The organism is Nioella sp. (genome assembly GCF_964229645.1).
Classification (GTDB): domain Bacteria; phylum Pseudomonadota; class Alphaproteobacteria; order Rhodobacterales; family Rhodobacteraceae; genus Nioella.
In genome coordinates this window covers 1-12,322 of sequence record NZ_CAXREX010000221.1, presented here as the reverse complement: position 1 = coordinate 12,322, position 12,322 = coordinate 1, and the positions used below count along the sequence as shown (strand labels likewise).

14 protein-coding genes are annotated in these 12,322 nt (G+C 63.5%); 6 read left to right on the top strand and 8 right to left on the bottom strand.

The features are described 5' to 3' along the window. Positions 1 to 65 precede the first annotated feature (65 nt). Entirely contained in the window at positions 66 to 506 is a 441-nt protein-coding gene (locus ACEQXV_RS14990) for an EF-hand domain-containing protein (protein ID WP_370254950.1), read from the top strand. Positions 507 to 660: 154 nt separating this feature from the next. Here ACEQXV_RS14990 and ACEQXV_RS14985 read toward each other — a convergent pair whose 3' ends face one another. The 3 genes from ACEQXV_RS14985 to ACEQXV_RS14975 form a co-directional block, all read right to left on the bottom strand. Next, entirely contained in the window at positions 661 to 3,168 is a 2,508-nt protein-coding gene (locus ACEQXV_RS14985) for an FAD-dependent oxidoreductase (protein ID WP_370269838.1), read from the bottom strand. A gap of 129 nt (positions 3,169 to 3,297) precedes the next feature. Then, positions 3,298 to 3,828 (bottom strand): hypothetical protein, encoded by a 531-nt coding sequence (locus ACEQXV_RS14980; protein WP_370269837.1) that lies wholly within the window; start codon positions 3,826 to 3,828, stop codon positions 3,298 to 3,300. Between the two features lie 113 nt (positions 3,829 to 3,941). Beyond that, positions 3,942 to 4,928: a 2-hydroxyacid dehydrogenase gene (locus tag ACEQXV_RS14975; RefSeq protein WP_370254954.1), complete on the bottom strand. Its 987-nt coding sequence runs from the start codon at positions 4,926 to 4,928 to the stop codon at positions 3,942 to 3,944. Positions 4,929 to 5,075: 147 nt separating this feature from the next. Here ACEQXV_RS14975 and ACEQXV_RS14970 point away from each other — a divergent pair, with 147 nt between their 5' ends. After that, the gene (locus ACEQXV_RS14970; RefSeq protein ID WP_370269836.1) at positions 5,076 to 5,582 is read left to right on the top strand and encodes an SH3 domain-containing protein; all 507 of its coding nucleotides are present in this window, start codon (positions 5,076 to 5,078) and stop codon (positions 5,580 to 5,582) included. Here ACEQXV_RS14970 and ACEQXV_RS14965 read toward each other — a convergent pair. Continuing rightward, the gene (locus tag ACEQXV_RS14965) at positions 5,579 to 6,715 is read right to left on the bottom strand and encodes an MFS transporter (protein WP_370269835.1); all 1,137 of its coding nucleotides are present in this window, start codon (positions 6,713 to 6,715) and stop codon (positions 5,579 to 5,581) included. The genes ACEQXV_RS14970 and ACEQXV_RS14965 overlap by 4 nt on opposite strands. A gap of 157 nt (positions 6,716 to 6,872) precedes the next feature. On the opposite strand from ACEQXV_RS14965, the gene ACEQXV_RS14960 reads away from it, so the two are divergent. The 4 genes from ACEQXV_RS14960 to ACEQXV_RS14945 all read left to right on the top strand — a co-directional run bounded on the left by ACEQXV_RS14960 (position 6,873) and on the right by ACEQXV_RS14945 (position 10,024). Then, on the top strand, positions 6,873 to 7,520 hold the full coding sequence (locus ACEQXV_RS14960) for a 50S ribosomal protein L25/general stress protein Ctc (protein WP_370254958.1): 648 nt from the start codon (positions 6,873 to 6,875) through the stop codon (positions 7,518 to 7,520). A 148-nt stretch (positions 7,521 to 7,668) separates the two neighbouring features. Further along, entirely contained in the window at positions 7,669 to 8,358 is a 690-nt protein-coding gene (gene pth / locus ACEQXV_RS14955; protein WP_370254959.1) for an aminoacyl-tRNA hydrolase, read from the top strand. Positions 8,359 to 8,457: 99 nt separating this feature from the next. Further along, on the top strand, positions 8,458 to 9,621 hold the full coding sequence (locus ACEQXV_RS14950; RefSeq protein WP_370254961.1) for a serine hydrolase domain-containing protein: 1,164 nt from the start codon (positions 8,458 to 8,460) through the stop codon (positions 9,619 to 9,621). A 28-nt stretch (positions 9,622 to 9,649) separates the two neighbouring features. Then, the gene (locus ACEQXV_RS14945) at positions 9,650 to 10,024 is read left to right on the top strand and encodes a DUF2237 family protein (protein ID WP_370254963.1); all 375 of its coding nucleotides are present in this window, start codon (positions 9,650 to 9,652) and stop codon (positions 10,022 to 10,024) included. Between the two features lie 6 nt (positions 10,025 to 10,030). Here the strand turns inward: ACEQXV_RS14945 and ACEQXV_RS14940 are convergent, their stop codons facing one another. The 4 genes from ACEQXV_RS14940 to ACEQXV_RS14925 all read right to left on the bottom strand — a co-directional run. Further along, on the bottom strand, positions 10,031 to 10,537 hold the full coding sequence (locus ACEQXV_RS14940) for a helix-turn-helix transcriptional regulator (RefSeq protein ID WP_370254964.1): 507 nt from the start codon (positions 10,535 to 10,537) through the stop codon (positions 10,031 to 10,033). A gap of 32 nt (positions 10,538 to 10,569) precedes the next feature. Next, the gene (locus ACEQXV_RS14935; RefSeq protein WP_370269834.1) at positions 10,570 to 11,025 is read right to left on the bottom strand and encodes a hypothetical protein; all 456 of its coding nucleotides are present in this window, start codon (positions 11,023 to 11,025) and stop codon (positions 10,570 to 10,572) included. A gap of 131 nt (positions 11,026 to 11,156) precedes the next feature. After that, positions 11,157 to 11,627 carry a hypothetical protein gene (locus ACEQXV_RS14930; RefSeq protein WP_370269832.1) on the bottom strand — a complete coding sequence of 157 codons (471 nt, stop codon included), beginning with the start codon at positions 11,625 to 11,627 and terminating at the stop codon, positions 11,157 to 11,159. Positions 11,628 to 11,838: 211 nt separating this feature from the next. Then, the coding region (locus tag ACEQXV_RS14925; RefSeq protein ID WP_370269831.1) for a slipin family protein at positions 11,839 to 12,322 on the bottom strand (484 nt) is incomplete at its 5' end.

The window sequence follows — 12,322 nt, the reverse complement described above, 5'->3', positions numbered from 1 at the left end:
GGCGCGACGGACCCCGCAAATCAATGCGTGTCACCCGCACAACCTAATCGAAAAGGGACATCCAGATGAACCGCATTCTCGCCACGCTCACCCTGATCGCCCTGCCCGGCCTTGCCGCGGCAGAGGGCCTGCCCGGCGCACATTTCATTCAGAACTGGGATTTCGACACCGACGGGCGGGTGACCTACGAAGAGGTCGAAGCCCGGCGCGGCGACATCTTCTACATGTTCGACCAGAACGAGGACGGCATTCTGCAAAGCGCGGAATACGATCTCTTCGACGAGGCCCGCGCGGCGGACATGGCCAACATGGGCGGCCACGAGGGCAACGCGATGCGCCCGGTCGATGCAGGCATGATGCGCGCCACCAACGATGCCGATGGGGACGGGCTTGTCAGCCGCGACGAGTTCGTGGGTTTCTCGGCCACCTGGTTCGGGCAGATGGACCGCAACGGCGATGGCGTCATCACGGCCGATGATTTCGGGCGCGGGCGGGGCAACGGTTGAAACATAAACAGGCCCGCCCCAAGGGCGAGCCTCTTCAACACCTGAACGGAATGCAGCCTGGTTAACCGTCTGCGCCTTTGCCCCTGCCGTCTGCACGGGGGGTGCATGGGGGGTGTACGGGGGGTGCACATGTGGCACCCCCCTTTTCACGCCGTTAACCGTCCTTTCGGATGGTCTCGTTCTTCGGGTCGTAGGGGCTGTCGCAGGTCACGACCGCATCCCATAGCTGATCCAGCATCTTGACCTTCAGCCTTGTGCCTTCCACCGCCAGTTCGGGCTTGACGTAGCCCATGCCGATGGACTTTTCGAAGGCCACGGAATAGCCGCCCGAGGTCAGGCGACCCACGCGGGTGCCATCCTCGGCATAAAGCGCCTCGCGCCCCCAGGGGTCTGCATCGGACGGACCGTCGATCAGCATCGTGACGCATTTGGACCGAATGCCCTTGGCCTCCATCTCGGCCTTGCCGTGGAACTCCTTGGACAGGTCCACGAAGCGCGGCAGGTCGGCCTCCAGCGGGGTCGCGTCACGGCCAAGCTCGGTGCCGAAGGCGCGGTAGGATTTCTCTTGCCGCAGCCAGTTCTGCGCCCGGGCGCCAACCAGTTTCATGCCATGTTTCTCACCCGCTTTTTCAAGCAGATCAAAGAGATAGTTCTGCATTTCGATCGGGTGATGCAGTTCCCAGCCAAGCTCACCGGTATAGGCCACGCGGATCGCGTTCACCGGGCACATGCCCAGTTCGATCTTGCGGGCCGAGAGCCAGGGGAAGCGCTTGTTCGAGAGGGCCGTCGCCGGGTCGGCGTCCTTGATGACCTCGTTCAGCACATCGCGCGACTTCGGCCCCGCGATGGCAAAGACGCCCCACTGGGTGGTAACGTCCTGGATCTCGATATAGCCGAACTCCTCCATCTTGTCCTCGGCCGCCTTGCGCAGGAAGTCGGCGTCATATTCCGTCCATGCGCCCGCGGAGACGAGGTAGTAGTTGTTCTCGCCATTGCGCACGATGGTGTATTCGGTGCGCGTGGTGCCCGCACTGGTCAGCGCGTCGGTCAGGTTGATCCGGCCCACTTTCGGCAGCTTGTTGCAGGTGAACCAGTCGAGGAACGCCGTCGCACCGGGGCCCTTGACCACGTGCTTGGTAAAGGCGGTCGCATCGATCAGACCGACGCCCTCGCGGATCGCCTTCGCCTCTTCCACGGCATATTGCCACCAGCCGCCGCGGCGGAAACTGCGCGCTTCCTTGTCGAAGTTTTCAGGGGCATCGAGGGGGCCGAAATAATTCGGCCGTTCCCAGCCATTGACGAAGCCGAATTGCGCGCCGCGCGCTTTCTGCCGGTCATAGGCGGGCGCGGTGCGCAGCGGGCGGCAGGCTTCACGCTCTTCATCCGGGTGGTGCAGGATGTAGACGTGTTCGTAGCATTCCTCGTTCTTGCGCGCCGCGAACTCGGTCGTCATCCAGTTCTGGCTGTAACGCTTGGGGTCGAGGCTGGCCATGTCGATCTCGGCTTCGCCGTTGACCATCATCTGGGCGAGGTAGTAGCCGGTGCCGCCCGCAGCGGTGATCCCGAAAGAAAAGCCCTCGGCCAGCCACATGTTGCGAAGGCCCGGCGCGGGGCCGACCAGCGGGTTGCCGTCGGGCGTGTAGCAGATCGGGCCGTTGAAATCGTCCTTCAGACCCGACTCTGCACAGGACGGCACCCGTTCCGCCATCGCCATGTACTGATCGGCAATCCGGTCCAGATCGAGCGGGAAGAGGTCGGCACGGAAGCTGTCGGGCACACCGTATTCGAACCGCGCGGGCGCGCCATGTTCGTAGATGCCCAGAATCCAGCCACCGCGTTCCTCGCGGGCGTAGGATTCATTGTCGGCATCGCGCACGACCGGGTGCTCGGGGTTGCCGGCCTCGCGCCATTTCACCAGTTCGGGATCCTGGTCCATGACGATGAAGGTATGCTCCACCGGGATCGCGGGCATCTTGATGCCCAGCATCTTGGCGGTGCGCTGTGCGTGGTTGCCCGAGGCGGTCACCACATGTTCGGCGGTGATCACCACCTGTTCGTCGGACGGCACGAGGTTGCCGCCCTTTTCCACCATCTTGGTGCAGGTCACTTCCCAGTGGGTGCCGGTCCAATGGAAGGCATCGGCCTGCATCTTGCGCACGATATCGACGCCACGCTGACGCGCGCCCTTGGCCATCGCCTGGGTCACGTCGGCGGGGTTAATGTAGCCATCCTCGGTGTGGTAGATCGCACCCTTGAGGTCCGAGGTTTCGATGAGCGGCCAGCGTTCCTTGATCTGGTCGGGGGTCAGCCATTCGTACTTGACGCCGCAGGTTTCAGCGGTGGACGCGTAGAGCATGTATTCGTCCATGCGCTCCTGCGTCTGCGCCATGCGCAGGTTGCCGACAACGGCAAAGCCCGCGTTCAGCCCGGTTTCCTCCTCCAGCGTCTTGTAGAAATCGACCGAGTACTGGTGGATATGGGTTGTCGCGTAGCTCATGTTGAAGAGCGGCAGCAGGCCGGCAGCATGCCAGGTGGACCCGGAGGTCAGCTCGTCACGTTCCAGCAGCATGACATCGGACCAACCCGCTTTCGCAAGGTGGTAGGCGATCGAGGTGCCGACGGCACCACCACCGACGACAAGGGCTTTGACTTGGGTTTTCATTGGGCGCGACTCCGGGCCAGATATTCTGCTGGTAATGTGCCGATTTGGACGGATCGGGGGCAAGGCCAGCCGACCAGATAATGCGAGAATCCGACACCAGCGTCGGAAAACCACGCCAGTGGCACCGGATTATGCGCCACCCGAAGAGGCCGCCCGGGCGCGTCGCACGCGCCGGATTACCCAGGCAAGGCCGATGAGCAGCGCGAGGATGCCCGCGAGGTAACTGCTGTCATGCATCAGCCCCGCCCGGGCAAAGGCCCGGCTGTCCACCACGCCCTGCGGGATCGGGATGAGCGCGATGATATCGGGACCCACGGGGATCAGAAGGCTGGCACAGCCAAGTGCGAGCGTGATCGCCACGACCAGTAGAGTCACACGCAGGAAGACGGTCGCCACCTGGGTGAGCGTGGGCAGGAACAGGGTGGCCATACCAATGGGTGCGCCGATCAAGGCTCCCATCCACCAGCTAGCCTGCCAGCCGACCAATGCGGCCCCGAGCCGGGGCGGGAGGGTGTCGGATATCCGGAACTGCCGGAACTTGAAGGCGGTGAAATATTCCGGCGCGACCGTGTAGCTGATCTGGTTGTGGATCATGCCGTAGAGCCCCGCCACACAGCAGGCAAAGCCGATGAGGACGGGAAGGAGCAGGAGCTTCATCATGATCCAGGACCTCGTGAAAATCCTTCAGGAAGGATTTTCCGGGTCCGCAAAATTCTTCCTGAAGAATTTTGATGCCGGAAGAAAATTCCAGAATTTTCTTCCGGTCGTGTGGGTTACAGCATGCTCGGCACGACAAGATCGGGCGGGCGATGACCATCGGCGAAGGTCTTGACGTTGATGAGGACCTTCTCGCCCATCTCGACCCGGCCTTCGACGGTCGCCGAGCCCATGTGGGGCAGCAGCACGACATTGTCGAGCTCTCGCAAACGCGGGTTCACGTCCTTGCCGTGCTCGAACACGTCAAGACCGGCGCCTGCGATCTCGCCCGCGCGCAGCATGCGCGTCAGCGCGTTTTCGTCGATGACCTCCCCGCGCGACGTGTTCACGATGACAGAGGTGGGTTTCATCAGCTTCAGCCGCCGGGCATTCATCAGGTGGAAGGTCGACGGCGTATGCGGGCAGTTGATCGACAGGATGTCGACACGCGCGATCATCTGGTCGAGGCTTTCCCAGTAGGTCGCTTCAAGCTCGGTCTCTATGTCTTCGTGCAGACGGCGCCGGTTGTGGTAATGCACCTGCATTCCGAACACGCCAGCGCGACGCGCCACGGCCTGCCCGATCCGCCCCATCCCCAGAATGCCAAGCCGCTTGCCGCCGATGCGCCCGCCCATGAAGGCCGTTGGGGCCCAGCCTTCCCATTTGCCGGCCTGCATGACGGCCAGGCCTTCGGGAATGCGCCGGGTCACGGCCAGGATCAGCGCCATGGCCATGTCGGCGGTATCTTCGGTCACCACGCCCGGCGTGTTCGACACCAGGATGCCGCGCTGGCGTGCCGTGTGCACGTCGATATGGTCGACACCTGCGCCGTAATTGGCGATCAGCTTCAGCCGCTCGCCAGCCTGGCCCAGAAGGCCCGCATCGATCTGGTCGGTCACGCAGGGCACCAGCACGTCGGCCCGGTTCATGGCCGACACCAGTTCCTGCCGGGTCATCGGCCTGTCGTCTTCCCGCAGTTCAACGTCGAAGAGTTCCGACATCCGCGTTTCGACCGCTTCGGGCAACCGTCGCGTTACGACAACACTCAGCTTCTGACCTGGCATTCCGTCTTTCCCTTTGTCTGGCATTTCAGCCCTTGCCGTGACACTCTCTCAATCTAGGCAGGGGCGCAAGGGATGCCGCTGCAACAGCGACAATAACTCCGGCAAGACCGCCCAGAGGCGGCAGGGAACGGGCAGGCAGTGCAACGCATGACACGCAAGGCGACCGGTCTGGTTGTGGCGGTTCTTCTGGCCGTCGTGTCAACGGCTGCGCTGGCGCAGGACACGCAGCGCGGTCCGGTCACCGGCTTTCCCCTGCCCCGCTACGTATCGATCCAGGCCTCGGAGGCCTTCGCACGGCGTGGCCCGTCGCGCAGCCACCGGATCGACTGGGTATTCCAGCGCCGCAACATGCCCGTGCAGATCGTCGCCGAGCATGGGCACTGGCGCCGCGTCGTGGATCGCGATGGCGCTGGCGGATGGCTGCATTACTCGCTGCGGTCGGGCGTGCGCACGGCGATCATCGAAACTGACATGCTGGAACTGCACCAGCGGCCCGATCCCACCTCGCCAGTGGTGGCGCAGGCAGAGCTTGGGGTGATCGCCTTTCTCGACGAATGCAACGGCACATGGTGCCGGTTGAACGTGGCTGGACATCGCGGATGGGTGCCGATGGACACGCTCTGGGGCGTGGACCCCGGGGAAAGCTTCGACTAGCCCGCCCGCCGCATGAGCGCGAGCATGGCCGGCACGCAGAGCAGCAAGATCGCCACGAAGCCGAACGATACCCGCAGCCCGAACCCTTCCGAGATGAAGCCCATGATCGGCGGGCCGATGAAGAAGCCCATGTAGCCGATGGTCGTCACGCGGGAGATCACGTGGGGGCGCGCCTCGTCGCTCGACAGCCGACCCACCAGGGACAGCAACATCGGCGCAATGGTCGAGACGCCAAGCCCAAGCGTTCCGAACCCGATATAGGCCACCAGCGGCACCGGCGCGATTGCCGCCAGAAGCGCCCCCGCGGCGGTGACGAGAGCGCTCCAGAACACCACGCGGGTTTCCGAAAGACGGCCCACGACAAGCTGCCCGGTGAAGCGCCCGATACCCATGGTCAGGCCAAGCATCGCAGGCCCAAGCGCGCCTTCTGCCGCGCCACCGCCCAGGGTGCGTTCCACGTGGAGAGCCGACCATCCCTCGGTCGCGTTTTCCGACAGGAAGGCGACCAGCGTGATCAGTCCGCCCCACAGGATCACGCCCCCGACACGGCCCCTGGCCGCGCTGGCGCCGCCATGGCTTTCGGCGGTTTCCGTCGAGAACATGCCAAGCGCCGCAACCAGCGTCACAACGCCCAGACTGGCAAAGACGATGCCCGGGGCAACGCCCGCCTCGCGCGCCAGCCCCGCCGACAGGGCCGAGCCCGCATAGGCAAAGGAAAACATCGCGTGGTTGAGATTCATCAGCGATGCGCCAAGACGCGACTCGCTGCGCGACAGGCGCGTATTCATCACCACGTCCTGAAGCCCGGACCCGGCCCCCGCAAAGAACATGAGCGCCGCGAAGAGCGGCACGGAGCTCACCCAGGTGGGCCCCTGGAAGGCCAGGGCGAGCAGGACCGAGGCAAGGGGCACGGCCCAAAGCCCGAACCGGGCGGAAAAGCGCGGGGCCAGCAGCATGGCGCTGACAGCCCCCGTGGCAGCACAAAGCAGCGCCAGCCCGAAAGCCCCGTCGCTGGCCCCCACCTGCGCCTTGATCTGGGGCACGTAAGCTGCGAAAGCGCCCCAATAGATGCCCTGCACCGCGAAAGCGGGCAGATCGTGGCGCGACAGGGAAATGGCGGTCAGCACGGACATGATCCGCGCTTGTCACGCGGCCCTGCCCAAAGCAAGCGCCAAAGTCGGGCGTCCGGGCCCAATTGCCCCTTTTCAAGCCTTGGCTTCTCGTCTATAGGCACGGCTTCAACCGGGCGGACACCCTTGGAGGCCGCCCTTTATCATATGGAGAATAGCTATGGCTGGTGAGATTCCTGATCTCGTCGCCGAGGCACGGACGGGGACAGGCAAGGGGGCCGCTCGTCAAGCACGCCGTAATGGCATGGTGCCCGGTATCGTTTATGGCGGCGGTGCAGATCCGCTCGCAATCCAGATCCCCTTCAACGTCCTGCTCAAGCGCCTCAAGCAAGGTCGCTTCCTGTCGACCCTGTTCAACCTGCAGGTCGAAGGTCAGGACGACGTTCGCGTCATCTGCCGCGGCGTTCAGCGCGACGTGGTCAAGGATCTTCCGACCCATGTCGACTTCATGCGCCTGCGCCGCACGAGCCGCGTGAACCTGTTCATTCCCGTCGAGTTCGTCAACGAACAGGCGGCCCCCGGCATCAAGAAGGGTGGCGTGCTGACCGTGGTCCGCGCGGAAGTCGAACTGCGCGTGACTGCCGGCGACATCCCGGAAAAGATCACCGTGGACCTCACCGGGCTGAACATCGGCGACGTCGTGACCATTTCTTCGGTCACCCTGCCCGAAGGCGCACGCCCGACCATCGACCGCGACTTCGTGATCGCGAATATCGCTGCTCCGTCGGGTCTGGCCCGTGGCGGTGACGACGCGGAAGAAGCCGAAGCCGTTGAAGGCGAAGCAGAAGAGGCCGCCGCCGAGGAATAATCCCCGGCCGCCCTTCGCGGATACGTTAGAACGCGGCTCGTTCCTTACCGGACGGGCCGCGTTTTCTTTATCCCCCCTCGCATTGACCGCTGCGCCCGGTGGCGCCTATAGCTCTGCTGGACCACGCGGCGACGAAAGGCAGAACGCGATGAAACTCTGGGTAGGCCTTGGCAATCCCGGCGCGAAATACGCGGGCAACCGGCACAATATCGGCTTCATGGCACTGGACCGGATCGCCGCGGATCATGGCTTCGCCCCCTGGCGCGGCAAGTTCCAGGGCAGCCTGACCGAAGGCAAGTTCGGATCCGAAAAGGTTCTGCTGCTCAAGCCCGAGACCTTCATGAACCTGTCGGGGCAATCCGTTGGCGAGGCCATGCGCTTCTACAAGCTGGTCCCCGATGACGTGACCGTGTTTCACGACGAGCTCGACCTTGCGCCCGGCAAGGTGAGGGTCAAGACGTCGGGCGGGCATGCGGGCCATAACGGTCTGCGCTCGATCCATGCCCACATCGGGGCCGATTATCACCGCGTGCGGCTTGGCATCGGGCATCCGGGCCACAAGGATCGCGTGGCGCCCTACGTGCTGTCCGATTTCGCCAAGGCCGACCAGGACTGGCTGGACGATCTGCTGCGCGGGTTGTCGGATGGCGCGCCGGACCTGGCGAAGGGCGACACCGGCCGGTTCATGAACGCGGTCGCGCTGCGCACCGCACCGCCGCGGTCTTCAACCTCGCCCAAACCTTCCGCAGCGTCCCAGGAGGCGAAGGCAGACCCCGCCGATGCGCCCGTCAAGGATGACCGCTCCCCGCTGCAAAAGCTGGTGGACCGCTTCCGCTGATCACGGCATGCTTTGCCCCGAACGGGTGACGCGGCGTCCGCATGGACCGGACCGCGCCCCCCGTGCTGTTCTGGACAGGTCCAGAGGGAGGGCAAGGCGATGCGGCGCGTAAAGAGAATACTGTTCAGGGTCCTGCTGATCTTCGCGATTGTCACCGTCGCGGGCGGGCTATGGATGCGCGAAGAGATCATGCGCCTGTGGGCGGTGAACACGCTCTTCGACGAAGACTACATCGTCGCAAATTTCAGTAATATGGATGCTGCCTTCCTGACGGTGCCGGTTCCGCGCGGATCGGGCGCGGCAAGCACTCTGCCCACGGGAACGCCCGCCGAGTTGCCCGCCGAGGTGGCCGGCTGGATCGAAGAGCGCGCCGTCACTTCGCTTCTGGTGATCCAGGACGGAGAGATCCGGCACGAAAGCTATCACCTGGGCACCGATCCTTCGGACCGGCGGATTTCCTGGTCGGTGGCCAAGAGCTTCCTGTCGGCGCTTCTGGGGACCCTGGTCGATGACGGCACCATCCCCGAACTGGGGGCGCCAGTGACGGACTACGTTCCCTCTCTGGCGGGAACGGCCTATGACGGGGCAACGATCCTTGACGTGTTGCAGATGTCCTCGGGCGTGACCTTCGACGAGGATTACCTTGACTATAATTCCGACATCAACCGCATGGGGCGCGAGATCGCCCTGGGCGGGACGCTCGACGGCTTCACCCAGGCCCTGAACGAAACCTTCGCGCCCCCCGGCGAAGCCTGGCAATACGTGTCGATCGACACCCATGTGATCGGCATGGTGATCCGTGGTGCCACCGGGCGCGACGTCCCTTCGCTTCTATCCGAACGCATCATCGCGCCGCTCGGAATGGACTCCACCCCCTATTACCTGACCGATGGCGAGGGCGTCGCCTTCGTGCTCGGCGGGCTCAACATGACCACGCGCGACTATGCGCGCCTTGGGCTGATGTATTTGCAGAACGGGCAGTTCAACGGTCAACAGATCGTGTCCGAGGACTGGGTCGCCGCGTCAACCGTGGCCAGCGCCCGGACCGCGCCCGGTGCAATCGGCTATGGTTACCAGTGGTGGATTCCCGTCGGCGCAGAGCCGGGTCAGTTCATGGCCCGTGGAATTTACGGGCAATACATCTACGTAGATCAGGTGAACGGGGTGGTGATCGCCACAACCGGCGCCGACCGCCGCTTTCGCGATGCCGGCGTGAACGAGGAAAACGTGCGGATGTTCCGGCTGATTGCCGAAAGCCTGTGAACCGCGCCTGATGTGAAAGGGCAGACCGATGGCCGTGAAAGACGATCCAGTGAACGTGCTAGGCGGGCCGTTGGAGCCCTGCTCGACCGCCCCGCTGACCGGGTTCTTCCGCGATGGCCACTGCAATACCTGCGCCGAGGATCATGGCAGCCACACCGTCTGCGCCGAGATGACGGCGGAATTCCTGGCTTACTCGAAATATGTCGGCAACGACCTGTCGACGCCGCGCCCTGAATTCGGCTTTGCTGGCCTCAAGCCCGGCGACCGCTGGTGCCTGTGTGCCGGGCGTTTTCTCCAGGCTCATGACGAAGGCTGCGCGCCAAGGGTACGGCTGGAAGCCACCCATTACCGGGCGCTCGATATCGTGTCGCTGGATATCCTTCAGGAAATGGCGGCGGCCTGATCGCGCCTATTCGGCCGCGGCGCGCAACCGTTCATCCCCGTCCAGCAGGTCTTCGATGAACAGGCTCAGCAGTTGCGGGCGGCCATTCACACCCGCCTTTCGGTAGATCGCGTTCGTCTGTGCCTTGACCGTGCCCTCGGAGGTTTCCCGCAAGGCGGCGATTTCCTGGATCGACATGCCCTTGATGGCAAAAAGCGCGACGTCGCGCTCTGCCGGGGTCAGGCCCCAATCATCGAACTTTTCAGACATGAGATCTAGAAACGCCCCGGACGCGGCCCTGAGCTTCTGCTCGACAAGGGCGGTGCGCCGCAGGGAATTGCGCAGGTAGAGGGTGCCGATCGCAGCCCCGATAACAAGGCCGATCGTGGCCCCGATTTCCATAAGCTCGCGGGTCTGCCAGCTGATCGGCTGCGCGCGCACGTTGAAGATCGTCAGGACGATCTCGGACACGAAGAACACCGAACACAACAGCTGCGCGACAAGCGCAATGGTCAGGACAACCTTGTTACGCACGGGTCTGCGCCAGCGAGATTGGGGCGACCCGGTCAGTCGTCGTCATCGCTGTCATCCTCCCCATCGTCGCTGTCATCATCGTCGCTGCCATCGTCGTCGTCGCGGTCATCGTCGTCGTCATCATCATCGTCGTCTTCACCGCCGCCGCCGGGGCCGCTGTGATCGTCGTCGTCATCATCTTCTCCAGAGGATGACCCGCTGCCGGAATTGGGCGAGACGATGCCACCGACCTCGTCGTCGTCCTCCATTTCCCAATAGTCCCGCAGGATTTCCCCGGTGCGCGGATTGAAGATGATCTCGCGCTCGATGCCCGGCCCTTCGGCTTCGATCCGGGTCCGGCCAAGCCAGGTGCGAGACACTTCGAACTGGGTGAAGCCCTGGGTGCGCAACTGCGCAATGATCCGGGCTTCGATGTCCTGGGCCCACACGGCAGAAACGCTCAGCCCGAAGGCAAGAGCGGTCGCAAGGGCCAGGCGCAGGGATTTCATGGTCGAGTCTCCTCGAATGGGTTTGTCTCTGCCCCGCCAGTTTTGGGGGGACGGCGGGGCAGAGGGGGTCACGGATCCGGTATCAGTCAAGCCGCTGCGCGGTTTGACAGGAACAATAACCGGGTCGGACCTTAGTCGTCATCACTTTCATCGTCGTCATCGTCGTCATCGCCGCCGTGATCGTCGTCGTCGTCATCATCGTCGTCGTCATGATCTTCGTCATGATCGTCATCGTCATGATCTTCATCGTGATCATCGTCGTGGTCGTCATCATCACCATCGTCTTCGGCGGGACCAGTTTCCATCGAGATCACGTTGCCTTCTGCATCGTATGTCGTCTCGGTCTCGATGCCGTTTTCGACGCGCTCTTCACGGATCAGGTTGCCGTCTGCATCGAAGATCTGCTCAAGGCTGCCATCGGGACCGACGCCTTCAACCTTGAAGCTGCCATTGCGGATACGCACCTCGATATGGGTAAAGCCCGCGCCCTGCATCTCGGCAATTGCTTCATTCACGGCGTCATTGCTGGTCTGTGCCACGAGGGCCGTGCTGCTCAGAAGAAGGGCCGTCATCGAAGCGGCGGCAAGTTTCTTGGCGATCATGGGTCGTATCTCCTGTTGTCTGATGTCAATCGTTACGGGGGGTTGGGGGTGCCCGTAACGACAGGGATGACGTGATCAGCCCGCCTGCTCTATTGACCCGATGTTTAATCCCGGGTCGATAAACCCAGAGTAAAAGCGCCTAAACCTGGGTTTATAAAGGGTGGACCCGCCCGGCAAATCCGGGCGGGCCCTTGTTTTCATGGGGACCGGATCAGTCCCGAAGCTTCACAAGGTCGCTCAAGAGGCCCTCGGTCCCGTTGTGGACCGTAAGACGCTCGACCTTGCCTGCGATGGTCTCCAAGGCTTCAAGCTCTTTCAAACGCAACATGACGGGGTTATCCGCCATGACGCGAGCCGTGTTGAGCAAGGACCGCGTGGCGTTGGTTTCCTCGCGGCGGCGTATAACACCGGCCTCGGCTTCCTTCTGGGCGGCGACGACCTGGTTGAGGATGTCGCGCATCTCGCCAGGCAAGATCACATCCTTGAGGGCGATCTCACCAACCTCGATCCCAAGCTCGGCCATCTCGGCACGCACCTTGGCTGCTGCCTCGGCATCGACGGCCCCCTTCTCGGCCAAGAGCCGGTCGAGGGTCATCGCCCCGAGCGTCTTGCGAAACGCAAGCTGCACGGCGCGGTGAAGCGCCTCGGCATGGTCCCGCACCATCGTCACGGCCTTGACCGCATCGACCACGCGG